Annotated in this window: 20 protein-coding genes and 2 tRNA genes; 13 read left to right on the top strand and 9 right to left on the bottom strand. The window is 40.9% G+C overall.

Translation table 11 applies throughout. The annotated features are described in order from the left end of the window. Positions 1-741 precede the first annotated feature (741 nt). Together ABJF11_RS18375 and ABJF11_RS18370 are read left to right on the top strand one after the other, a co-directional pair. Positions 742-930: a hypothetical protein gene (locus ABJF11_RS18375; protein ID WP_348121620.1), complete on the top strand. Its 189-nt coding sequence runs from the start codon at positions 742-744 to the stop codon at positions 928-930. A gap of 95 nt (positions 931-1,025) precedes the next feature. Beyond that, on the top strand, positions 1,026-2,708 hold the full coding sequence (locus tag ABJF11_RS18370; protein WP_348121619.1) for a tetratricopeptide repeat protein: 1,683 nt from the start codon (positions 1,026-1,028) through the stop codon (positions 2,706-2,708). A gap of 578 nt (positions 2,709-3,286) precedes the next feature. Here the strand turns inward: ABJF11_RS18370 and ABJF11_RS18365 are convergent. After that, a tRNA-Met gene (locus tag ABJF11_RS18365) sits at positions 3,287-3,359 on the bottom strand. Positions 3,360-3,444: 85 nt separating this feature from the next. Here ABJF11_RS18365 and era point away from each other — a divergent pair. The 3 genes from era (at position 3,445) to ABJF11_RS18350 (ending at position 6,264) form a co-directional block, all read left to right on the top strand. Further along, a complete protein-coding gene (gene era, locus ABJF11_RS18360) occupies positions 3,445-4,371 on the top strand; it encodes a GTPase Era (protein ID WP_348121618.1) in 927 nt (308 codons plus the stop codon). A gap of 66 nt (positions 4,372-4,437) precedes the next feature. Continuing rightward, positions 4,438-5,175, top strand: coding sequence for a lysophospholipid acyltransferase family protein (locus ABJF11_RS18355; RefSeq protein WP_348121617.1), 738 nt, complete (start codon positions 4,438-4,440; stop codon positions 5,173-5,175). Positions 5,176-5,256: 81 nt separating this feature from the next. Beyond that, positions 5,257-6,264 (top strand): GntG family PLP-dependent aldolase, encoded by a 1,008-nt coding sequence (locus tag ABJF11_RS18350; protein ID WP_348121616.1) that lies wholly within the window; start codon positions 5,257-5,259, stop codon positions 6,262-6,264. On the opposite strand, the gene ABJF11_RS18345 is transcribed toward ABJF11_RS18350, so the two are convergent. The 3 genes from ABJF11_RS18345 to ABJF11_RS18335 all read right to left on the bottom strand — a co-directional run bounded on the left by ABJF11_RS18345 (position 6,265) and on the right by ABJF11_RS18335 (position 9,952). Then, entirely contained in the window at positions 6,265-6,711 is a 447-nt protein-coding gene (locus ABJF11_RS18345) for an SRPBCC family protein (RefSeq protein WP_348121615.1), read from the bottom strand. A 175-nt stretch (positions 6,712-6,886) separates the two neighbouring features. Beyond that, a complete protein-coding gene (gene leuS / locus ABJF11_RS18340) occupies positions 6,887-9,670 on the bottom strand; it encodes a leucine--tRNA ligase (protein ID WP_348121613.1) in 2,784 nt (927 codons plus the stop codon). Between the two features lie 208 nt (positions 9,671-9,878). Continuing rightward, a tRNA-Met gene (locus ABJF11_RS18335) sits at positions 9,879-9,952 on the bottom strand. Positions 9,953-10,073: 121 nt separating this feature from the next. Between ABJF11_RS18335 and ABJF11_RS18330 the strand changes: the two genes are divergently transcribed. Continuing rightward, positions 10,074-10,457, top strand: a complete 384-nt coding sequence (locus ABJF11_RS18330; protein ID WP_348121611.1) for an START-like domain-containing protein — start codon at positions 10,074-10,076, stop codon at positions 10,455-10,457. 366 nt (positions 10,458-10,823) lie between these two features. Continuing rightward, the gene (locus tag ABJF11_RS18325; RefSeq protein WP_348121610.1) at positions 10,824-11,351 is read left to right on the top strand and encodes a thioredoxin family protein; all 528 of its coding nucleotides are present in this window, start codon (positions 10,824-10,826) and stop codon (positions 11,349-11,351) included. Positions 11,352-11,368: 17 nt separating this feature from the next. Here ABJF11_RS18325 and ABJF11_RS18320 read toward each other — a convergent pair whose 3' ends face one another. Further along, positions 11,369-12,175, bottom strand: coding sequence for a 3'-5' exonuclease (locus ABJF11_RS18320; RefSeq protein WP_348121609.1), 807 nt, complete (start codon positions 12,173-12,175; stop codon positions 11,369-11,371). Between the two features lie 35 nt (positions 12,176-12,210). Then, positions 12,211-13,572 (bottom strand): Mur ligase domain-containing protein, encoded by a 1,362-nt coding sequence (locus ABJF11_RS18315; protein WP_348121608.1) that lies wholly within the window; start codon positions 13,570-13,572, stop codon positions 12,211-12,213. A 250-nt stretch (positions 13,573-13,822) separates the two neighbouring features. On the opposite strand from ABJF11_RS18315, the gene dnaB reads away from it, so the two are divergent. After that, positions 13,823-15,406, top strand: a complete 1,584-nt coding sequence (gene dnaB, locus ABJF11_RS18310) for a replicative DNA helicase (RefSeq protein WP_348121607.1) — start codon at positions 13,823-13,825, stop codon at positions 15,404-15,406. Positions 15,407-15,419: 13 nt separating this feature from the next. Then, positions 15,420-16,418 (top strand): zinc-binding dehydrogenase, encoded by a 999-nt coding sequence (locus ABJF11_RS18305; RefSeq protein ID WP_348121605.1) that lies wholly within the window; start codon positions 15,420-15,422, stop codon positions 16,416-16,418. Here the strand turns inward: ABJF11_RS18305 and ABJF11_RS18300 are convergent. Continuing rightward, positions 16,415-17,608: an OmpA family protein gene (locus ABJF11_RS18300; protein ID WP_348121603.1), complete on the bottom strand. Its 1,194-nt coding sequence runs from the start codon at positions 17,606-17,608 to the stop codon at positions 16,415-16,417. The genes ABJF11_RS18305 and ABJF11_RS18300 overlap by 4 nt on opposite strands. Before the next feature lie 63 nt (positions 17,609-17,671). Next, complete coding sequence (locus ABJF11_RS18295; RefSeq protein WP_348121602.1) at positions 17,672-19,423, bottom strand: hypothetical protein; 1,752 nt, start codon at positions 19,421-19,423, stop codon at positions 17,672-17,674. A gap of 156 nt (positions 19,424-19,579) precedes the next feature. Here ABJF11_RS18295 and ABJF11_RS18290 point away from each other — a divergent pair, with 156 nt between their 5' ends. The 3 genes from ABJF11_RS18290 to guaA all read left to right on the top strand — a co-directional run bounded on the left by ABJF11_RS18290 (position 19,580) and on the right by guaA (position 22,595). Then, complete coding sequence (locus ABJF11_RS18290) at positions 19,580-20,317, top strand: hypothetical protein (protein ID WP_348121601.1); 738 nt, start codon at positions 19,580-19,582, stop codon at positions 20,315-20,317. Then, positions 20,304-20,969 (top strand): DUF6048 family protein, encoded by a 666-nt coding sequence (locus ABJF11_RS18285; protein WP_348121600.1) that lies wholly within the window; start codon positions 20,304-20,306, stop codon positions 20,967-20,969. Before ABJF11_RS18290 ends, ABJF11_RS18285 begins: the two co-directional genes overlap by 14 nt. A 96-nt stretch (positions 20,970-21,065) precedes the next feature. Next, positions 21,066-22,595: a glutamine-hydrolyzing GMP synthase gene (gene guaA / locus ABJF11_RS18280; RefSeq protein ID WP_348121599.1), complete on the top strand. Its 1,530-nt coding sequence runs from the start codon at positions 21,066-21,068 to the stop codon at positions 22,593-22,595. A 1-nt stretch (position 22,596) separates the two neighbouring features. On the opposite strand, the gene ABJF11_RS18275 is transcribed toward guaA, so the two are convergent. Next, positions 22,597-23,022, bottom strand: a complete 426-nt coding sequence (locus ABJF11_RS18275; RefSeq protein ID WP_348121598.1) for a hypothetical protein — start codon at positions 23,020-23,022, stop codon at positions 22,597-22,599. Between the two features lie 382 nt (positions 23,023-23,404). On the opposite strand from ABJF11_RS18275, the gene ABJF11_RS18270 reads away from it, so the two are divergent. Continuing rightward, positions 23,405-23,887: a dCMP deaminase family protein gene (locus tag ABJF11_RS18270; RefSeq protein WP_348121597.1), complete on the top strand. Its 483-nt coding sequence runs from the start codon at positions 23,405-23,407 to the stop codon at positions 23,885-23,887. Positions 23,888-23,953: the final 66 nt, after the last annotated feature.

Genomic DNA, 23,953 nt, shown 5'->3' with positions numbered 1-23,953 from the left:
TTCTAAGCTAAATTTTCTGACTATCCTAATATCTGTCAAATGCGGAAAGCTATAGTCGATCAAGTACATCATCGCTGAAACATACGAGATTGTAAAACGGATGTGAAAACTCATAACATAATAAAGAAACCAAATTACAAAATCAGAAGAATAAAGAGTATGCATTATTATAGTATTAACCCATTCATTTCCTGATTTTGATAAATTAGATGAGAAATTTCCCATTCATTTCCCATCTTTTCAACAAATAGGAAGCATTTCCCTACTTTTTCTCAACTTTTCTGGGAAAAAGATGAGAAACGAACATGCTTTTGTCCGAATTTTGTCCGCGCAAGGACTTGATTAGCAAAAAAGTAGCTTCTACATCTTGAAAAGGCTGTTTTTCGGCCAAACAAACATATCATGTGGAGAATATTGTGTTGTTGGAGAAGAGAGGGTAGAAGGGAATTCCTTTGAAAAACTGAGAAAACCCTGCGTCAACTACTTATGAGTTCTATTAAACGTTGTTTGTGAGACTATAGGCAGTTTATGGGGCAGGAATGCGTATCCAGGAAAGTGGCAAAAATGTGGAATCCCTACATTTGTATTGTAAAAAAATCATTATTTGTTGCGAATGTCCTCTCATTCAGCTTATTCCTTTTTCTCGGGCAATGCGGATTAGATATTTCCTTCTTTTGCCTAGAGCATATCCTTTGCTGTTAACGTAATATTCATTCGAATTGCCACGCAATCTCGTAGCTGATGAAAGGTAAGTATATGATTTTCAACGGAGGATTTATTTCTACGGACTCAATATGTGGAGAAGTGGTCATTTCAGTTGAAAGAAATTACAAACAATCCAGAGCTAGCCCCAAAAGCAAGAAGAGTCGGAAGTTGATAAGTATTGACTTGATTGTTAGAAAAAAAATGATCAAATTGTATGAGTCCTAATTATAGATAGCTTGCTTATATCAATTAGATATGTCCTATCGGTATTCTTAATTCTTGCATGCACGTGTTCGTATTCGCAAGTCAATATTGACAGCTTGCTAGTTATTTGGAATGACACTTCACAGCCAGATACAAACAGGTTGGAAGCGATAAACACGATTAGTTGGGATGGGTATTTATTTACTCAGTCCGATAGCGCTTACTATTTTGCACAGAAGCAACTCGACTTTGCCAAGGAAAGAAATCTACAGAAGCAAATGTCGCAGGCTCTCAATACACAAGGCGTTTATTTTCACTTGCAAGGTGAATATACAGACTCACGTGAGGCTTACTTGAAATCATTACAGTTTAGAGAAGAAATAGATGATAAGAAGGGTGTTGGTGCATCGTGCAATAATCTTGGTCTTTCATACACAGCAACAGGCGACTATAATAAAGCCCTTGTCTACTTTTTAAGAAGCTTAAAAATTAGAGAGGAATTTGGTGATAAAAATGATATTTCTACAACTGTGAATAATATTGGAAATGTTTATTTACGTCAGGGCGATTATTCTAGTGCCCTCGATCACTACACCAGAGGTTTGGAACTCATTAAGCATACAACAGATAATAAAAGGCGAGCAACACTTTTAAACAATATTGGCATTATTTACAGCAAACAGGAGGAATATGAAACGGCATATGATTATTATAAAGAAGCCTTGAAAATAAGAGAGGAATTAGGTGATGCATATGACATTGCTGCTTCTCTTAGTAACATAGCAGACATCTATTCTATAAGGAACGACTATGAAAAAGCCATTGATTACTATCAGAAAAGTTTAAGAATTAGTGAAAAAATAGGTGACAAGAATGGCATTTCAGCATGCTTGAACAGCATTGGTGGGGATTTTCAATACCAGGAGAAGTATGATACAGCACTGTATTATTACCGCAGAGGGTTGCAGATCTCAGAAGAGATAGGGGACAGGAAAAGCATAGCGTTGCATCTTAACAATATTGGAGATATTTACTATGAAAGAAGTGATTATAAATCAGCACTAGAATTTAACCAGCGCTCTTTACGACTTGCTCAGGAAATAGGAGCAAATTTGGAAATCCAGCACTCAGCTGAGTCACTTTGGAAAATATACAAAAAACTGAATCGATTTAACGATGCTCTTATTATGCATGAATTAGCTGTGACTACTAAAGACAGTATCTATACCGAAGATTCTAAAAGGGGCATAATTCAGCTTAAGTATAAGTACGAGTACGAGAAAAAGGCAATTGCAGATAGTATTGCGTTTGCAAAACAACAGCAGATAACAAATCTCACCATTTCCAAACAGGAAGCTCAGTTAAAATACAGTCGCCTTTATTTGCTACTGCTCGGGACAATACTTCTTTTGGGAGGGTTATTTACGTTTTTCTTATACAAGAGCAATAAAAGGATCAGAAAGGCTCACAGGATCATCAAAGACCAAAAGCTATTGGTTGAAAGTGCAAATGAAAAAATCCAGACCATCAATGAATCACTGGAAGAGAAAGTGAGAGACCGAACAAAAAAAGTCCAATCCCAAAATGACAAGCTTACAGAATATGCATTTTCAATTTCCCATATCATTAGAGCTCCACTGGCCAATCTTTTGGGGTCAATTGAGTTGATACAATCAAAGGATATGAAGGAAGAAGAAAAAGCTGAGGTTTTTGGTTACATCTTGCAATCTGCCATGAAACTGGATGACGTGTTAAGAGATGTTAACAAGATGCTACATCAGGAAGGTGAGGTAGAATAGATTGATAGAAAATTAATTCCAGATTCAAGGTCAAATCCAAAGTATGGATGATATTGAGAATATTAGTCCAAACAGGTATGCTACTACTTGTGTTTCCATATTTTCCTTTCTTTTCAGAAACTAGGAAGGATTTCCCTGCTTTTTCCCAGCTTTTCTGAGAAAAAGATGAGAAATCCACACAACTTTGTCCGAATCTTGTCCGTAGAAAAGCCAGTACTCTTAAAAACATTCTATACGATCAATGTAGACTGTTTTTCAGGCCAATAAACCCATCATGTAGAGAATATCGTTTTGTTGGAAAAGAGAGGGTAGAAGAGAAGCTGGATGGGAGCTTTTACAATCTCAACCTAGAGGGGTTGTTTTCCTAGCTTCTTGGCTGTCTCAAAATGGCTACAGCTTTGATCTACAAAAGAGAATCGGAAAACTAATTGGCTACTATCTATTGGCTCATGTATTATAGTAAGAACCGGTGATGAGATTACCAACTAAGGTGCCTGACAGGACTGCAAAATCAAATTACGACACTCGCTTAGCTTTCAAAAAAAAAGGCCAACATTTTCATGTTAGCCTTCTTGTAGTAGCGGGAGCAGGACTCGAACCTGCGACCTTCGGGTTATGAGCCCGACGAGCTACCAACTGCTCCATCCCGCGATGTATTTTTGGTAGGCAATTTGAGAAGAGTAAGCCATAAAATCACTCCTTTTTCCCTCAATTGCGATGCAAAACTAGAAGCCCAATGATTAAAAAACAAGTACCTTTGGGTTTATTTTCTTTTATGAGCGAAACTAATTTTAAATCAGGCTTTGTAAGTATAATAGGCAAGCCAAACGTTGGAAAATCAACTTTAATGAATGCCCTGGTTGGCGACAATCTTTCGATTATTACATCGAAAGCCCAGACCACCAGACATCGAATCATGGGCATTTTGACCGGTGACAATTTTCAGATTATCTATTCGGATACTCCAGGCCTTCTTAAGCCTCAATATTCCCTGCAGGAGTCCATGATGAAATTTGTCAGCGCTTCCCTTGAAGACGCGGATCTTGTGCTTTACGTGGTTGATCTGATGGAAAAACACGATGATGAAGAAATGCTGGACCGATTGACGGCTAGCGACTCCAAAGTGATTCTTATCATCAATAAGACGGATCTAAACAAGGGTTCTCGACTGACAGACAAAATAGATTATTGGCAGCTGTTGTATCCTGAGGTAGAGATTATGACTGTCTCGGCATTGTCAAAAGAAAATGTAGATGTGTTGTTTGCCCGCATTTTGGAATTGCTTCCAACACATCCTGCTTATTTCCCTCAAGATACTTTAACAGACAAACCTGAGAAATTTTTTGCTTCGGAAATAATCAGAGAACAAATTTTTAAAAATTACAAACAGGAAGTGCCCTACAGTACTGAGGTAGAAATAGAATCATTCAAGGAAGATGAAGATATCATAAGACTACGTGCAGAAATATTCGTAGAACGCAAATCGCAAAAAGGGATCATCATAGGCAAGGGCGGTGAGGCAATCAAAAAAGTAGGGACTGAGGCTCGCTTGCAATTGGAACAGTTTTTTGGAAAAAAAGTATTTTTGGAAACTTTCGTTAAGGTGGCGCCCGATTGGCGAAAAAAGAGTAGTCTACTCAAAAAATTTGGTTACAAAGGGTAGTTTCATTTGATTTATCAATAGATAGCCCAGCAAGTAATTAGTAATAACAAGCTCCAAATTCTGAATATGAAAAATGCCCTAAGAAGGTGTTACTTAATTTATTCTATTGCCGTCTTTTTCGGCCTTTTCATCTTTTTTATACCTCTTTTTTCGATCGCCGCACTGTTTAATTTACAGTCATTTGCGGTTTCTGTTAATCGTTACTGGGGCAAACTATTCTATACTTTGATAGGCATTACTACGGCGGTTGAGAACAAGCAGTACCTCGACAGAAAAGCAACCTATATTTTTTGCCCCAATCATTTTTCCTTTCTCGATATCACACTCATGCCGATTTTGCCAGTCTCCTTCAAGTTTGTTGGCAAGGTATCGATCACCAACATTCCCATATTCGGGTATTTCTATAAGAAATTTCACATCACGGTCGATCGGGAGAAGTTGAAGGATCGATATGCCACCTATCACAAGAGTATTGAAGCGCTTAAAAATGGACATTCCATAACTATATTTCCGGAAGGCGGAATACACTCCGCGCATACCACTCAATTGAGCCGTTTCAAAGAGGGACCCTTCCGTATGGCGTTGGAAACGGGTGTTTTTATTGTGCCTATCACGATTGTTGACAACTGGGCTATTTTACCGGACGATGGGAAATTTTATATGCGTTGGAAAAGAAAAAGTCGACTTGTCATCCATCAGCCCATTGACCCAGCTAAATATTCGATGTCCAATCTAAAGGAATTTCAACAAGACGTGCGCGCAGTGATACAGCAAGAAATGAATAGATTAAATTCAATTACCTAATTCATGCCTAAAAGAGTAAAGGATTACTATATTTAAATTCTGTCAGGGTAGAGACCTGACGAAGACCTGATAATAACTAATATGATTGATTTAAGAAGCGATACCGTCACAAAACCTTCAGACGAGATGTTGGAAACCATGATGGCTGCGGAAGTGGGTGACGATGTTTTTGGCGAAGATCCTACGGTGATGATACTGGAAAACAAAATCGCTAAGTACTTTGGAAAGGAGGCAGCACTCTATTGCCCATCAGGGACGATGACCAATCAGATTGCTATCAGAATCAATACCCAACCGCAGGATGAAATATTGTGCGATCAAACCTCGCATATTTACAATTATGAAGGAGGCGGAGCTGCCTATAATTCAATGACCTCCATTAAATTACTTCATGGTGACCTAGGTCGATTTACTTCCGCCGATGTGCAAGACAACATCAATCCTGATGATATTCATTATGCACGGACTTCGATGGTAGCTGTAGAAAACACTGTAAACAAAGGTGGAGGTAGTGTATTTCCGTTAGAGACGATCAAGGAAATCACTAAAGTAGCTATCGACAATAAGCTAAAAATGCACCTCGACGGTGCGCGTATATTTAATGCCTTGGTAAAAACAGGAGACAATCCTCTGGATCATGGCAAATGCTTTCATACACTATCTGTCTGCTTCTCCAAAGGCTTGGGTGCACCCATAGGCTCAGCACTGTTGGGCTCCAAAGAAGCTATTGGCAGAGCCAAGAGAGTTCGAAAGGTCTTAGGAGGAGGGATGCGACAAGCCGGTTATTTGGCTGCTGCATGCATTTATGCTTTGGAAAACAACGTGCAAAGGCTAAAAGATGACCATCGCCGTGCAAATCAACTGGCCAATATGTTTGAAGATAAAATGTATGTGGAAAACATTATTTCTGCTGGTACCAATATTGTCATCATTTCTGTGGCGAAAGATAAACCAGTAAAAGAACTGTTAGCTGCCTGGAAGAAAAAAGGACTCTTGGCTGTGCCCTTCGGTCAAAACGACATTCGATTGGTCACTCATTTGAATTTTACCGATGACATGCTTCAAAAGACCACAGAAATTTTGGCTTGATCAGTTGTCTTCAGCAGTAGATTCTGCAAATGTCTTAAACTGATTCATAAACTGGAGAGTTTGTTTGGGAAAGGCACTTTTCATAAAGAATCCAATCAATATCATGAACCCAGAAAATTTGAACTCGTTTTCAGATGTCCACTTGGTTTGATTCTGGTTGATGGCTTCAAATCGATTGGATATTTCATTGTAGACCCCTTTAGTCTCATAGGTGCCAGCCATTTCATCAGGCAGGTTGTTTTTGGTCACTGTCTCGGTCATTACCACGTCACGTTTACCCATTTTATAGTGCAGAATAGACTTGGCTCCTGGCTGGCCCAGTGTTCCACTGACAGGCTCGAAGCTGACCAGATCCGGCTGCCATGCTTTCATATTATCGGGATTATCGAACAATTCGATCACCTTGGCCCTTGGAAGATTGATGGTAATGTCAACAGTATATTTCATGTGTATGTATTTGAATTTTACAATCACATGCTTCACCTCAGCAGAGGCATGAAATTCAGTCTGTTACTACTTCCAATGGAAGCATCAAGGGGAAGACTAATTTCAAAAGAAGCGCGTTTGAATTACCAATATAATGATTCAGCAATCAAAAAAAAAGATGACCATCTTTAGTATGTCATAGCACTACATTGATAATACGCTTTGGTACTATAATTACTTTTTTCGGAGGTTTTCCTTCCGTCCATTTCATGACAGCCTCATGAGCCAGTACCTGACTTTCAATATCCTCATTGCTCATGTCAATCGCGAAGGCAATCTTAGCTCTTACTTTTCCGTTGATTGAAATCGGATACTCGTGCGTGCTTTCAGTCAGATAACTCTCGTCATACGCAGGGTAGCTTGCTTTGCTTACCCCCTCACTATGACCCAGTAGCTGCCAAAGCTCTTCTGCCATATGCGGGGCAAAAGGAGAGAGAGTGATCACCAGCTTCTCCAACACTTCACGCTTATTACATTTCAAAGCCGTAAGCTCATTCACTGCTATCATCAAGGTACTCACCGATGTATTCAGTGACAGACTGTTAATATCCTCTTCCACCTTTTTGATTGTACGATGGATGATCTTTTGTTCATCTTTATTAGGACTTTCCTCCGAGACAGAAAACGCTTCTTCGTTTTCGTGGAATAGCCTCCAAAACTTTCTTAGAAACTTGTATACCCCATCGATCCCATGTGTATTCCAAGGTTTGAATTGCTCCAGAGGACCTAAGAACATCTCATACATACGAAGTGTGTCTGCACCGTATCTTTCGATAATGTCATCAGGATTCACTACGTTATATTTTGACTTAGACATCTTCTCCACTTCATAGTCGCAGATATATTTTCCATCTTCCAGGATAAACTCAGCATCTTTCAAATCTGGCCTCCAGGCTTTGAATGAATCCGTGTCTAATACATCATTGTCAACCAGGCCAACATCTACATGCATGGGCGACGTTTCGAATTGATCCTTGAGATTTAAGGATACAAATTCGTTGGTTCCTTTTTTTCTATATACAAAATTTGATCGTCCCTGAATCATGCCCTGATTCACCAATTTCTTGAATGGTTCTTCTTCGTTGGCGTAGCCTCTGTCACAAAGAAATTTGTTCCAAAACCTTGAATAGAGCAAATGCCCTGTAGCGTGTTCTGTACCTCCTATATACAAGTCCACATCTTTCCAATAATCTCTGGCTTCATCAGACACAAATGCATTTTCATTGCTAGCATCCATATACCTGTACCAGTACCAACTGGATCCGGCCCAGCCTGGCATTGTGCTTTGCTCGATAGGGTAGGACTCATTTGATCCTTTTGGTGTATAAGTGAAGTTCTCCGCTCGGGCGAGTGGCGGGTCACCATCAGCAGTGGGTAGATACTTATCCACTTCGGGTAGCACGATTGGCAAATCCTCGTCAGCAACCGGATAGGGGATTCCCTCCTTGAAATAAATCGGTACAGGCTCGCCCCAGTATCGCTGGCGAGCAAAGATGGCGTCACGAATTCTATAGTTTATTTTTTTACTTCCAATGCCTTTCTCTTCGAGGAAACTGATGGCCTTATTCGTGGCCTCCTCGTAAGTCAGTCCTTCGAGTATGCCAGGATTTATGATCATGCCTTCTTTTGTTGGATTGGCTTCTTCAGTAATGTCCATTCCTTCATAAATGGGCAATATGGGCAGGTCAAAATGTTTGGCAAAATCATAATCACGCTGATCGCCACCAGGTACAGCCATCACGGCCCCTGTGCCGTAGCCAGCCAGAACATAATCCGCCGCCCAGATTGGCAATTTCTCGCCACTGAATGGGTGTATCGCGTAGGCCCCGGTAAATACACCAGAAACCTTTTTGACGTGAGTCATTCGATCACGCTCAGATTTGTTTTTGGCTACTTCGATATAGGTCTCAACTGCTTCCTTTTGCTCCGAGGTGGTGATTTTTTGTATGATGTCTAGCTCAGGAGCCAGCACCATGAATGTAAGTCCATAAACCGTATCAATTCTGGTGGTAAATACAGTAATGGTATCCTCATACCCATCTATTTTCAAGGTCATCTCGGCGCCTATGGATTTACCTATCCAATTGCGCTGCATTTCCTTCAGTGGATCTGGCCAGTCAATCGAATCAAGACCCTCCAGCAAACGCTCAGCATAAGCCGTAATTCGCATGCTCCATTGACTCATTTGCTTTCTGACTACGGGAAATCCACCGCGCTCAGAATAGCCGTCTTTCACCTCATCATTAGAGAGTACAGTACCAAGCTCCGGACACCAGTTTACAGTGGTTTCAGATAAATAGGTCAATCGATATTTCAGTAGCATCTCATGCTGCTGTATTTCCGAAAAGGACTTCCACTCGTTGGCATCAAAACCTACTACATCTTCGTCGCAGGCCGCATTCAAACCGGCATTTCCATTTTTTTCAAAATGGGCAATCAGTTCATCGATATCGCGGGCTTTATTTGCTTCATGGTCATACCAGCTGTTGAATAGCTGAATAAAAATCCACTGCGTCCACTTGTAGTAGTTGGGATCGCAAGTCTGTACTTCTTTACTCCAGTCGAAGGAGAACCCAATGTTTTTTAGTTGCTCCTTATATCTTGCAATATTTTCCTGGGTGGTAATGGCTGGATGCTGTCCGGTCTGAATCGCATACTGCTCGGCTGGCAGTCCGAATGCATCAAAGCCCATTGGATGCAGTACATTGTAGCCTTTGGTTCGCTTGAAGCGGCAAACAATATCCGAGGCAATATAGCCAAGCGGATGCCCTACATGTAGCCCGGCCCCTGATGGATAGGGGAACATGTCCAGCGCATAAAACTTCGGTTTTTTATTGTCAACGGTCGCTTTAAAAGAGGACTTATCAGCCCAGTATTGCTGCCATTTTTTTTCAATGCTCTGAAAATCGTATGCTGCCATTTTTGTTTTGTACTATTTTAATAAGTGAGCAAAAATAATATGAATATTGAATTTATTGACTACATTATGGATGTTGCGATCGGATATATAATTGTAGGATTTGACCGCTCGAATATCACTGGCTAATAATGGACATTTTTTCCCTGGAACAAGTCGTAAAAACAAAAAAGGCAGTTGCCTGAAATCAGGAACTGCCTTGTGAATCTAGTAGCGAAGACGGGAGTTGAACCCGTGACCTCAGGGTTATGAATCCTGCGCTCTAACCAACTGAGCTACCTCGCCGTTTGATTTTTCGAGGTGCAAATCTAGGCATTGTTTGTTTATTCGCAAGTCTTTATAAAAACTTTTGATACATTCGAAGAAAATTCATACATTGAGCAAATTGGAAATCGATTTTTAGGATATGAGCAAATTCAAATTTGTAGGGGAATATGAGATCAGGGCGTCAAAAAAAATGCTTTATCCTTACTTGTCATCGGCAAGTGGATTAGCACAATGGTTTGCTGACGATGTCAACATTAATGAAGACAAAATATTCACCATTATTTGGGATGGTGAAGAGAACAAAGCAAAAATGGTTTCTCACCGAACCAATTCTCAGGTCAAATTCGAGTTTATCAGCGAAGAAGAGGATCCAAACTATGTAGAGTTTAAAATCGATATGAACGAATTGACTCAGTCAGTTTTCATTAGGGTCACAGATTACTCCGAAATGGATGACGAAAAAGAATTAGAAGAACTCTGGGACAGTTTGATGTCCGATTTAAGAGAGATTGTTGGCGGCTAAGATTTGGCAGGCCTTATGCATGCTCCAGCCTAACTACAATCCCTTCACATACACCACATTTTCCAGCAAATAATCCAGGCTTGCCATGCTCTTCATGACATTTAGCGCACCAGTATCTGCCGCAAGCGCGACAATGTAGGATAGCTCTTTTTTGACATTTGTTGCAACTGTGCATGGCTTTTCTTGTTTATCTAAATATAATAAATAATAGAATTACCTCATTTGTTTCTGTCAAGAGAATTCAATCGTTCATCGATTTTTTTGCAATATTCTGAACCAAATGAGTTTAATATTAGTATAGAATATGAGTCTCAGGCAAAAAACCTTATTTTTGTCTAACTCAGTAGCACAATTAATTTAAAGGTGATGACAAAAAAGACCCACACATTAGTTAGCTTCTATTTCTTGTCCGTTTTGTTAGCTTTTCAAGGTGTAAATGCTCAAGACAGCAAGAAGGATTTCGTCAATTCCGAGCACGAAGGATGGATGGTGAATGTCGAAGAAGCATATCAGTTGTCTGAAAAGACAAACAAACCAATTTTAGCAAATTTTACCGGAAGTGATTGGTGTGGCTGGTGTAAAAAACTAAATAGAGAGGTTTTCAGCCAGCCTGAATTCAAGGAGTGGGCTGCAGAAAACGTCATACTTTTGGAATTGGACTACCCACGCAGAACTGCATTACCAGCAGCTCAGAAACAGCAAAATGTTGAATTGCAACAGGCTTTTCGTGTCACAGGATTTCCTACCATATGGATGTTTGATCTCGATAAACCGGATGGCAAACGTTTTCAAATACAAGCCTACGGTAAGACAGGTTATGCAGCTGGCGGCGCTTCAGCATATATCAAGAATTTAGAGAAGATGATTGAGCTCAAAGAAAAGAGCGTGAATTAAAAATTTAAATCTTCATTTTATCTGGTATTAAACCCACGAAGTTTTATTTGAGTAAGCCTCTTCTTTGTATCCAAAGGAAAGTCGCCTTTCATCATCCAGTCGTAATACCCTGGCTCAGCTTTTAGAATGTCCTCGACTGGTTTGTGTCTGTGCTTACCAAAATTGAATACTTCCACTCCCTTATCATTCATTACAAACCTTCCGGCTAGATCTACCATGTTGGCTGCAGTGACCTCATGCAGATTTTTCATGTCATTTGCTATTGTACCCAGCTTCCGGCCCATAGCATCCACCACCGTCTGACCGTCATATCGCTCGACCTGCGCTTTGATAACTGCAGCAGTAGCCAATGTATCAGCCTCAGCACTATGCGCATCATCTAAAGACTTTCCGCAATAGAATTGATAAGCAGCGGTAAGTGTTCTTTTTTCCATCATATGAAAAATCTTCTGTGCATCTACAAACTTGCGGTTTGTAGTATCAAATTCAATATCAGCACGCAAAAATTCCTCAATGAGCAGCGGAATGTCAAATTTCAAACAGTTGAAGCCACCTAAATCACAGCCATTAAAGAACTCAACCAGGCTTTTTGATATTGATTTAAATGTAGGTGCGTCCTTTACGTCTTTATCATAAATGCCATGAATCATACTGGTCTCGACCGGAATGGGGATCGTAGGATTAATCTTCATGGTTTTTACAATTTCCTCACCATCAGGCATTATTTTGACTACCGAAATTTCAACAATTCGGTCTGTGGTAACATTAGTACCAGTCGTTTCCAGATCGAAAACAGCCAGTGGGTTCTTAAGGTGTAATTGCATTGAATATTTGCTTATTAGTGATGCCGTGCTATCCGTTATTGCACTATATGGTGAGCAATGGATGCCAGGTCGAGCCCTCCGAATGTACCGGAACTCATAAATATTAAATCTTGATCTTGCCATTGTTGACCCCTCAAGTAGGTCTCTAGTTCACCTGAGTCGGTAAAAACTTGAATATCCTTTCTCTTGAATGAGGATCTAATGTCCTCAAGAGTGATAGGCGCATAATTCTTCTCTTCAATAAGTTGGTTGTCATAATAGACAATAGCCGAGTCTGGTGATTTAAATGTTCCGGCGTAGTTTGCCAAAAAATCCTTGTTTAGGCTACTAAAAGTATGGAGCTCATAACAAGCGGTAAGTTTTCTTTTAGGATGCAATTCCTTTAAAGCCGCTGAGGTAGCGGCTAGCTTAGAGGGCGCATGCGCAAAATCGGTATATACCGCGGTAGAGGCATTCTCTGCCAATAGATTATTTCTTTTGTAAGCCCCTTTGAAGGAGGGAATGGCTTCGTAAAACTGCTCTTTTGTAATGCCAATTCTGTCCAAAACGATCCTGGCACCTTCCAGGTTTTGCATATTATGTCTACCAAACAAGGCTACCGGTATATCTCCATTAATAATAAATCGGCCATCTTTCACCTTATACTTTGGGGTTTCATAAGGTGTCGCCTTCACATCCTCTACTTCTTTCGAGGCGATTTTTTTTGCGTGTGAATCTTCGTTGCAGTAAATCAGTGAACCTGCCTTCGGTGTATTGTCAGCGAGCTTTTTAAACTGTCTCAGGTAACTATCTTCGGTAGGATACACGTTGATATGATCCCATGCAGTACCGCTGATCAAAGCAATATGGTGATCATATTTCAAGAATTTTGGTTCAGGGTCAAGAGGCGAAGTAAAGTACTCATCCCCTTCAATAATTATTATCGGAGCATCTGACAATTGAATGGTTTCGTCGATGCCTTCGATTTTGGCTCCGATGACATAGTCGAAGGAGCGGTTCCAATAATTCAAAACATGAATAATAATACCAGTGATAGTAGTTTTCCCATGACTCCCGGCAATTACTATTCGTTGTTTCTTTTCAGATTGAGATCTGATAAATTCAGGATAAGACCAAATTTTGAGCCCAAGAGCTTGTGCTTTCACCAGTTCGGGGTTGTCAGCTTTGGCATGCATGCCTACAATCACAGCATCGAGAGATTCATCTATATTGTCTGCTTGCCAACCCACCTGTTCTGGAAAGAGGTCATGCTTGCTCAGCAATGAGGCAGCGGGGTCATATATTTTGTCATCAGAACCAGTCACATACATTCCCTTCTTTTTAAGAGCTACGGCCAGACTGCTCATAACCGCTCCGCCGATGGCAATAATGTGTATTCTTTGATGGTTTTGGCTCATGCTGTTCTTGAATTTTTCCAAAAATAAGACAATTAGTAAGGTGTGCAAATTAAACCTGTGCTTAAAATTCGTGCAACAATAATATTGGGGATTCTCGTTTATTTATGTGTCGATTTTAGTGGATTAAATCTATTGTGGAAATGTTGTTATTAATCTACTAGAGATTTTGAAAAAATAGACCACCTGTTTGCATAAGTTTGTTCTTGAATTTGAGATAGTGATTCATCCAAAATATTACGTCTAGTACATTATGGCCAATATAGATTCTCCAGACCAGGGAAATTTTAAAAGCAAGGTGAGCGCAAGAAAAAGCACTCAGTCAAAGACTGCATTAGTACCATTGGGAAAAATGCAACCGCAGGCTGTCGAAATCGAAGAGACTGTACTTGGTGCGTTGATGCTTGAAAAAGATGCGTTGACCACAGTCGTTGATATCTTGAAACCACAGAGTTTTTATGATGATCGCCATTCCAAAATATACGAGGCTATAGTACAATTATTCAACAAGTCTGAGCCTGTTGATATTATGACCGTGACCGCCCAGCTGCGTAAAAATGGAACGTTGGAAATAGCTGGAGGTGCCTATCATATTGCCCATTTAACCACTCGGGTAAATTCAGCTGCTAACATTGAATATCATGCAAGAATAATCACTGAGCAAGCCATAAAACGTGATTTGATTAGAATCTCTGCTAAAATCCAGGAGGATGCCTTTGAAGATACTGAGGACGTTTTCGAATTGCTGGATCGAACGGAACAGGCCTTGTTTGAAATCTCAGAATCAAATATCAAAAGGAATTATGCTGGCATGCAGCAGCTCATGCACGAGGCTATTATGGAGATTGAGGCTCGAAAAGAGCACAAGGATGGACTGACCGGCGTACCAAGTGGATTTACAGAACTAGATCGTGTGACCGCAGGGTGGCAGTCGTCAGATTTGGTAATCATCGCTGCTCGACCCGCCATGGGTAAAACTGCCTTTGTAGTGTCGGCCATGAGAAATGCTGCCGTTGATTTTGGTGAAGCGGTGGCTATTTTTTCGCTGGAAATGTCTTCGATACAGCTAGTTAATAGATTGATCTCCGCAGAAGCAGAGTTAGAAAGTGATAAAATAAAAAAGGGAAATCTTGCTGAACATGAGTGGGAACAATTAGTCCATAAAACTGCCAGGCTCACGGAGGCGCCCATTTTTATAGATGATACGCCCGGCTTGAGTATTTTGGAGCTGCGTGCAAAGTGTAGAAGGTTGAAGGCCCAACATGATATCAAAATGATTATCATTGACTATTTGCAGTTGATGTCAGGTGATTCATCCAAATCAGGTGGAGGCAGTGGCAACAGAGAGCAGGAAATAGCATCAATTTCGCGCGCCCTAAAGGGCATAGCCAAAGAGTTGAACGTGCCGGTAATCGCACTGTCACAGTTAAGTAGAGCGGTAGAAACCAGAGGAGGAGACAAACGCCCACAGCTATCAGATTTGAGAGAATCAGGATCGATAGAGCAGGACGCAGATATGGTAATGTTTCTCTACCGACCAGAATATTACGATATCACAGAGGACGAAGATGGATTGCCAACAGCGGGGACAGGTGAGGTAATAATCGCAAAGCACAGAAATGGTTCTTTGGAAAATGTAAAACTAAAATTTATTGGACGCTTCACTAAATTCGCCAATCTGGATGGATCCATTATGGGCGGAGATTATAGCGGAGGTGGCTTTCCTTCCACGGGCGTACCTGCAGAATTTGACACCAGTCCAAATACGGTCACCTTCCCGTCAAGAGCTAATGAAGGCGGTGAGGCAAACTCACCTTCAGGTGAAGCACCATTTTAACCAGTAGAATTCTATGAAAGCTTTATTGTTAGTTGACGAAAGTCAAGATAAAATAGCCATTCGCGAGATGGAAATCCCGAAACCTGGAGCCAATGAGGCGCTGGTTCAAATAAAAGCAGCCGCTTTAAATCATCGCGATCAATGGTGCCGAATCGGGATGTATCCGGGTATAAAGTATGACACTGTATTAGGGTCGGATGGCTCCGGAGTAGTTACGCTATTGGGCGAAGGGGCAGATGCTGGCTGGATGAACAAAGAAGTAATTATTAATCCTAATATCGATTGGGGCCCTGATGAGGCTGCACAGCATACGGCCTATCATATATTGGGTATGCCTACGAACGGAACGTTCGCTGAGTATGTAGTAGTCAACACGGATCGGCTAATGGAAAAACCTGCGCATCTCGGTTTTACAGAAGCAGCGGCCTTGCCTTTGGGTGGACTTACTGCTTACAGAGCTGTATTCACGAAGGCAAAAATTGAAGAAAATCAAAAAGTACTGATCACTGGTATAGGAGGGGGCGTGGCTCAATTTGCCTATCAATTTACCGCCGCCACTGGAGCACAAGTCTACGTCACCTCGGGAAGTCAAAACAAAATAGATCAGATCATTAATCATGGAGCCACCGGCGGATTCAATTATAAAAATGATAATTGGGCCAAGGAGGCATTGAAAGAGACAGGAGGATTCGATGCAATCATTGATAGCGCCGGGGGCGAAAGTATGAATGATTATCTAAAGATAATTCGCCCGGGCGGAAGATTAGTACATTACGGATCTACTACTGGCGCGCCAAAAAAACTGGATATGTTTCGACTCTTTTGGAGTCAGGCAAGCATCCATGGGTCTACTATGGGATCAGATTCCGAATTTGTGAAGATGATCGAATTTGTTACTAGTCATTCTATAGTTCCAATTGTAGATTCTGTTAGAGGTTTTGATGATATCGTCTCTGCATTCGATGATATGCATGTGGGCAAGCAGCTGGGCAAGCTGGTCATCACTATTTAGTTTTCTAATATCACAAATTCCACTCGTCTATTGAGTGCTTGATTCTGAGGACTGTTGTTGGGTACTATAGGCCTCGAACTCCCAAGTCCTTTGTATTCCAAACGAAATTCGCTGAGCCCCTTGGCCACCAGATAGTCGACCACGGCTTTGGCTCTGGCCTTGGATAGTTTCATGTTGTAGTCGGCAGAGCCCACATTGTCTGTATGTCCCTCGATCTCAATTTTAACTCGTTTATATTTCTCAAGAAAAGCGAGTAGCTTATTTAGTTCTAAGTAGGAAGATCGTAGCAAAGTGGCCTTATCAAATTCAAAGTAGATATTTTGAAGGGTAAATTTTTTACCTACCTCGGCAGGACCGAAATAATCATCGACTGGATCTATTCCTGCGATAGCAGGATCAGGCAAGATCGATTCGTTTGGATCCACCGGGCGTACCAGCACGTCATCAACAAAGTAATAGGCAATCTGTGGCTGCAAATGCTTTGGAGTTCTTTTGTCCCTTACTTCTGAAAATTTACGTTTTGTCTTTTTTGCTCTAAGCGATGAGTCGGGATAGAAAGTACCGATAGTCAATGCCAGCTCATCTCCCTTGGCTATGAATGTACCAGAAATTTTGGTCCATCCTTCGATATCATCCAGTAGTAAGTCGGGAGGACTGGACACCTGAGGTTTGTAATGTTTGAAATTCATTACCTGCCAGTCGAATGTAGGCATATCTCGAGTGAAATACATTCCTAAATGATTGATCGCAAACTCGCAGTTGTCAGCTAGATTTACCCACATCTCAGCATAATATTCATTGCCGGCTACAAGAGGTTTTGAAAGTTGAACCATAGCAAACTCACGATGATTTTCGGGTATTCTCCAGCCACGACCACTTTTTGAGGTCAGATATGAGATCATACCAATATATCCGTCACCGCTATGGGATTCCTGATAGCCAAATATATTTTTGGGTACGCCCATCAGGTCGTTTTCACAACAGGCGTGAAAAAAATCTGGTGAAGGATCTGCGGTACCGAAGGGAAACCATGATTTTGTGAACTTCAACTGGTTCATGGAAAAAGGACATTCCCATACTTCTTCGAAGCCTGGGTTCACCACCATGTTCTGACTATAACCAGCGTGCGCCAGTATAATAAAATATAGACCCAGCCACTTGATTCTTTTGACCATAATTGCAATATACATTCCTGACACGATTTCTTTATGTCAGGAATGTATAATTCAAAAGAGAAGTGCTAGAATTTATTGTTAATTAGATTTCACACCACATAGAGGTAAAATCGGAATAGTTGTTAGCCTTGCAGTGAGAGCCTCAATGTTTATATTCTCAAATTCTGGTATTTTCTCATTTAGAAGTCTTGATGAAGGCAGGTCAAAATCAGCATATTGCCATGCCTTATCCAACTGTGCCTTGACAGCCTCAGCTTCAGTTTCTTTTTGCTGGCCTTCAAGGCTGAGAAGCAGCCCCTTGAGAGCCCAACCATTATTTGGGTAAATCTCGAGGTCTTCCTTAAAAACAGCCTCTGCATTTTCGAATTGATTGTTGTCCAGATACACCGCTCCTAAGGTATGACGCACGGAGAAAAACCAATCCGGTGGTTCGTTGTAGTTCAATTGGTCTTCTATGTCTACAGCTGAGATCAGTTTTTTGATTGCAGATTGATACTGACCTTGTCTATTCTCAATCTCTGCCTCTAAAATGAGTGTTGCGATTTCCACCAAGTGATCAACTGTATTTAATTCCCAAATGGAAATTTTCTTCAGCTCATCCTTCTCACCAATCTGTTTTAGAGACCAAAGCTCTTCTATAGAATTATCTATTTGATTGAGCCCAAGGTAGGCCATGCCACGGGCATAGTGCCTGATTGCCTTTGGATATAGCAAGTCTGATTCTGGCAATTCTAATATTTTGTCCCATTGCCCAAATTTGACCAGAATGTAATGTGGGGTAATATAATAGTGCTGTAGTGTAGCCCATTCTGGCTGATACATGAGTTGTGCGTCGGCATTTTGAGCGACTTTGAAAGCTGCATCTATGGCTTTTTCTCCTCGTCCCTCTAAAGTAGCCGTAGCTGCCAGAAAATGATAATTGTGCGGATAGTACGCCAGTGGATAGATGCCCTGGGCTTTGCAATTGGTGATGTAAATGCTATCAGCTTCTACAGAGAGTTCGCCTGCCATAGATCCAGCGTGGTAATCTCCGGTTCTGATGAAAATATGTGCCGGCATGTGTACGAGATGTCCAGCTCCAGGTACCAAATCGGTTAAAGTATGAGCTGCTTTTAATGCACGCGAAGGATTTTTTGAAGCTTCTATGGCATGGATATAATAGTGATTAGCCCCAGGGTGATTAGGGTCTCGATTTAGTGTGTGCTCTAGCATATCTAGTATCTCACCCGTCCAGGCTCGTGGATTGCCATCTATTGTATTCCAATAGTCCCACGGATGTAAATCCATTAGTGCTTCTGCGTATAAGGTGCTTATATCATTATTTTCAGGGAAATTAGATTGTATTGATTTCATCTCTTCAGCATATGCCTTATAGCAAGACGCCAATGATTGACTTTCCTTTTTTGGATACCTTTTGTCCAATGCCAGGATCATTTGTTGTTCATATTCCTGGGTATTACCCAAATATTCCTTCGCTTTTTCAATATAGCCATTGGCTTCGACCACCATCGTGGAGTCCATTGCACTATTGATATTTGGGCCCAGTACATATGCCATACCCCAATAGCACATGGCGCACTGATCGTCCAAACGAGCGGCCTCTTTGAATGAGCGCAGAGCTTCAGCATGGTTCAATCCATAAGTGAGGGTTAGACCCTGGTCGAAGAATTTTTGACTCCAGGGATTGTCAGTTGAGATTTTAAAATGATTGTTACCCAGATTGTCAAACAGTGGAGCTTCAAACTTTGGCTGCTTTTCTTGAGGAGTACATGCCACAATGGTCATTCCAAATAGAATAGCAATTGCGGATGATAATTTTCTTGTTGTCATATTATAAATTTTTGATCAGGACAAAATTAGAAAGAGGCAAGAGGCGTCATAAATTTGATAGGTGTACAAAATGTGAACAATTATGAATTTACATCGGATTGAATAACCAAAGCTAGAATGCTAAAAAAAATCTTTCATATGAACTAAGTTTGCAATATGACTAAGACATTTTTTTGGTTGAATAGAAAATCACTTGTACTCGTGGCTGGATGTCTGGTGGCCATGGCAACCCTTTGGGCTTGTGAAGAAGAGCAAGAACCTGTGGCAAGGGACCCTTCAGTTGGTATTTTCTTTTTGAATAAAGATAGCCTGGATCAGGTAAGCGTGATCATCGATTCGCTTGATACAGAGCTGGAAGAGTTTGATGAACTCATTTCAAGTCTTGAAGAAAGTGCAAATGATCTTGCTGATAGCCTGATTACACTCACTGACCTGATAGCCGACGGCAGTGATCTAACCGAAGAAAGGGATCAGGTAATCCATGATTTAGATACCTTGAATGTCTATATTGATGAGAAAGAATCAGAGGATTCTACAATTAGTGTCCGGCAAAGTGAATGGACATCAGTATCCACGGTGATAAATTCAGGCGAGGTATTGGTCACTTCAATAGAAAACAATAAAAATGGGCAGAGCGTGATGTACGAAGACAGCAGCGTTTCGTGGAATTTACCATTGGATATGCAATCAAATGATGTAGATGTAAATATTGCACTTGGCAATGAGGTGTATCGTTTGGTTGTACGATATGAGTTATCAACGCTAGCTGACGAAAAAAATAAAGTAATCATTAGAACATCAGACTTCGAAATTGAGGATACAAACTTCGATAATGTATCCTTGTCCTGTAGTGATTGTGATGATACAGAAACGACTATTTATGTTGAATTCTAAGTTTATATTTCTTCTAATTTTATTGCCTGTATTCTCAGCCAGATCTCAGGACTCACTTCAATTAGACGTCGAGTCAAAACCTATCTTGTCAGCATTTGCAATTGGAGTAGACTATGGCAAGTTAGCGGGGCAATTTCTGGATAGTGAATCCAAATTTGAATTGGGAGGTCAGCTTGAATTCAAAAATAGGATCATCTTTGTAAGCGAATTTGGTTTGGCCACGCTGACATCTAATGGAGCCTATCAAAACACCAACTATACTTCAGACGGCAACTACTTCCGATTTGGCCTTGGTTACAAAATAGACATGTCCGCCAAAAACAACATTTACTTTTCTCTAAGATATGCACGAGCGTCGTTTTCTGATCGAGGAGTTATTGATATCACAAGCAGCTCAGGTATTTATAATGACCTGGAAGAGCCGTTTAGCCGTGATGGACTCTCTGCTCAGTGGTACGAGGTGGTTGTGAGTTCGGAAACACGATTGTGGAAAGGTTTGTACGCAGGCTTTCATGTTAGACTTCGTATCATGGACAAATATGATGAACAACAACCACTGGATGTTTACACCATACCTGGATATGGTCGATCCTTTGATCGCACAATCCCTGCGCTCAATCTATATATAAAATACGCGATTGAGCGTTTTTAGAGGTGGCTGATAGCTCTCATTTCTATTCTTAAAATAAATCAAAAACTTAATTGCTCTGAGGACTTGCAGGTCTGTTAGGCTGTGTTAATTTTGCGCATGGCAGAAAAGATTATCATCCTTGATTTTGGTTCTCAGTATACACAGCTGATCGCTCGACGCGTGAGAGAACTAAATGTTTATTGTGAAATTCACCCTTTTAGCAAAATTCCGGAAATTGATGACAACGTGAAAGGATTGATCCTTTCGGGTAGCCCGTGCTCGGTTCGTCAGGAAGACCATCCCGATATCAATCTGGGGGCCCTAATAGGCGAAGTGCCAATACTTGGAGTATGCTACGGGGCGCAGCTAATCGCACAAAAATCTGGTGGTGATATTATGCCATCTAAAATTCGTGAGTACGGCAGAGCAAACCTTTCTAAGGTTGATACCACGAACGAATTGCTCAAAGAAGTCAACATAGATTCACAGGTGTGGATGTCTCATAGCGACACGATCAAGAGTATCCCGGACAATTTCGAGGTAATAGCAAGCACCCCGCAAGTTGAAGTAGCCGCCTTCCATAGCAAGACTCACCCGGTTTGGTGTATCCAGTTTCATCCAGAAGTCACCCATTCTACCGAAGGTAAAACTATCCTTAGAAATTTCGTGGTTCATATCTGTAAGTGTAGCCAGGATTGGACTCCGGATATTTTTGTCGATGCCACAGTATCGAGTCTAAAAGACCAACTGGGAGATGACCAGGTAGTACTAGGATTGTCAGGTGGAGTAGATTCTTCCGTTGCAGCTATGCTTATCCATCATGCCATAGGAAAAAATCTCCATTGCATCTTCGTGGACAATGGCCTGCTTAGAAAAGATGAATATACTGATGTCCTAAAATCATACGAAGGCATGGGACTCAATGTAAAAGGAGTAGATGCCGCTAAAGAGTTTTACAAAGCACTAGAGGGACTTACAGATCCTGAAGAGAAGAGAAAAGCTATTGGCCGGGTATTTATAGAAACCTTTGACAAAGAGGCTAAAAAAATTAAGAATGTAAAATGGCTTGGCCAGGGAACAATTTATCCTGATGTAATAGAGTCAGTATCAGTCAATGGTCCTTCGGTGACTATCAAATCACATCACAATGTAGGAGGCCTGCCAGCCAAGATGAATCTCAAAGTAGTGGAACCACTCAACACCTTGTTCAAAGATGAAGTAAGGAGAGTCGGTAGAGCATTAGACATTGATGAGAAAATTTTAGGCCGTCATCCATTTCCAGGACCCGGATTGGGTATCAGAATCCTCGGAGATATTACAGCAGAGAAAGTCGAAATTCTGCAAGAGGTAGATCACATTTTCATCAATGGTCTCAAGGATAGAGGATTGTACGACGACGTCTGGCAAGCTGGTGCTATGCTGCTGCCTATTCAGTCTGTGGGAGTCATGGGTGATGAGCGAACTTACGAACGAGTGGTCGCCCTCAGAGCGGTGTCCAGTGTGGATGGAATGACCGCCGATTGGTGTCATTTGCCCTATGAATTTCTGGCGGATATTTCCAATGAAATTATCAATAAAGTAAAAGGGGTCAACCGCGTGGTCTATGACATTAGCTCTAAACCACCAGCCACTATTGAATGGGAATAATCTAGAACTGATCCGACTCGATCAGTTTGTTCAATTCATCCAAAATCAAATCGCAGAACGCACGCAATTCTGCGATTTGACCAGGGATCAATTCGATGTTTTTTGGCGCCTTAGCATTGCTCTCCAGTTCCCTAATATGAGCAGAAAGGTTCTCAATATTTAATAGTAGAAGAGACGGCTTTAGCTTGTGCATTAGACGCCCAACAGCATACCAGTTTTCAGCCTTTCCTTCCTTTTCAATTTCATCTATCATCTCAGGCGTATTCTTCACTATCGTCATGATCATTTCATAAATGAATTCTCGATCATGGTCACTTATTTCATATAAGTAGGAGAGATCCAGTGGAAGCTTGATTTTGTCTGATGACATATTGACGTCTTTATTTATGGGTAATTTCAAAGCTCCAAAATAAAAAGAATTACTCATTTGTTTGCTACTATTTAGAAGAAATGAAAAGTTTTAAGGGAGTACATATTGCTGATAGATAAAATCTATGTGTCATGTTTATATTATTATAAATCAATTGCTTAACATGGTTTGCTTTAAGTATAAAATGAAACAAATTTCGAAACAACTATCGAAAACCTAGAATTGCATAGAAAAGTGGTGCCAGGGTAGAATCTGCTCGTTGCGGTTTTGGCTATCGAAGGCGAGATTAGTAATTGTATTAGCGGTACGAACGATTTAGTTAGCTTGAATTTGTATGATTAAAATTTTGCTTCCCGGATACGGACTCATATTAAAGCGCAGATTTATGGCCATGAAATAATCCTAATTGGTAAATTGCAAAAGGAAAAAAACAGCTCTTATGGACAAACCAGAATTCGACGACATCTATATGGAATTGGCAGTCAATCTCGCCAAGCGTTCTCACTGTATAAAACGACATGTCGGTGCCGTGCTGGTCAAAGACACTCGCATAATTTCTATTGGGTACAATGGTCCGCCTGCACACACTCACAATTGTGACGAAGAGTTTCCAGAAAAAGGCTGCGATAGAGATTCAAAAGGAAGCTGCACGCTGGCAATACATGCCGAGCAAAATGCTATACTCTATGCCGTAAAAAATAACGCCTCTGTAGAAGGGTCCAAATTATATGTGACACTTTCTCCCTGCTTATCCTGCGCAAGAATTATTTTTTCTATGGGAATCTCAGAGATCGTATACCTTAAATCTTATGCAGAATACAAAGGACTCAAATCTGATGAAGGGATAGATTTTCTTGAAAAGTTTGGAGTGCCTTGTAATAAGTATGAGGGTGATATTGCAGCAGCGACTTCTATGATATGATCTGAATTTGGTTGATTGAAAACTCCTCTCGTTGCAATATCTTAAAGGGGTAAAAAAAGGAAGGGG

The sequence above is a fragment of the Reichenbachiella sp. genome, from assembly GCF_039941815.1.
In the GTDB taxonomy this organism is placed as follows: domain Bacteria; phylum Bacteroidota; class Bacteroidia; order Cytophagales; family Cyclobacteriaceae; genus Reichenbachiella.
This window is presented reverse-complemented; position numbering and strand designations above follow the sequence as displayed.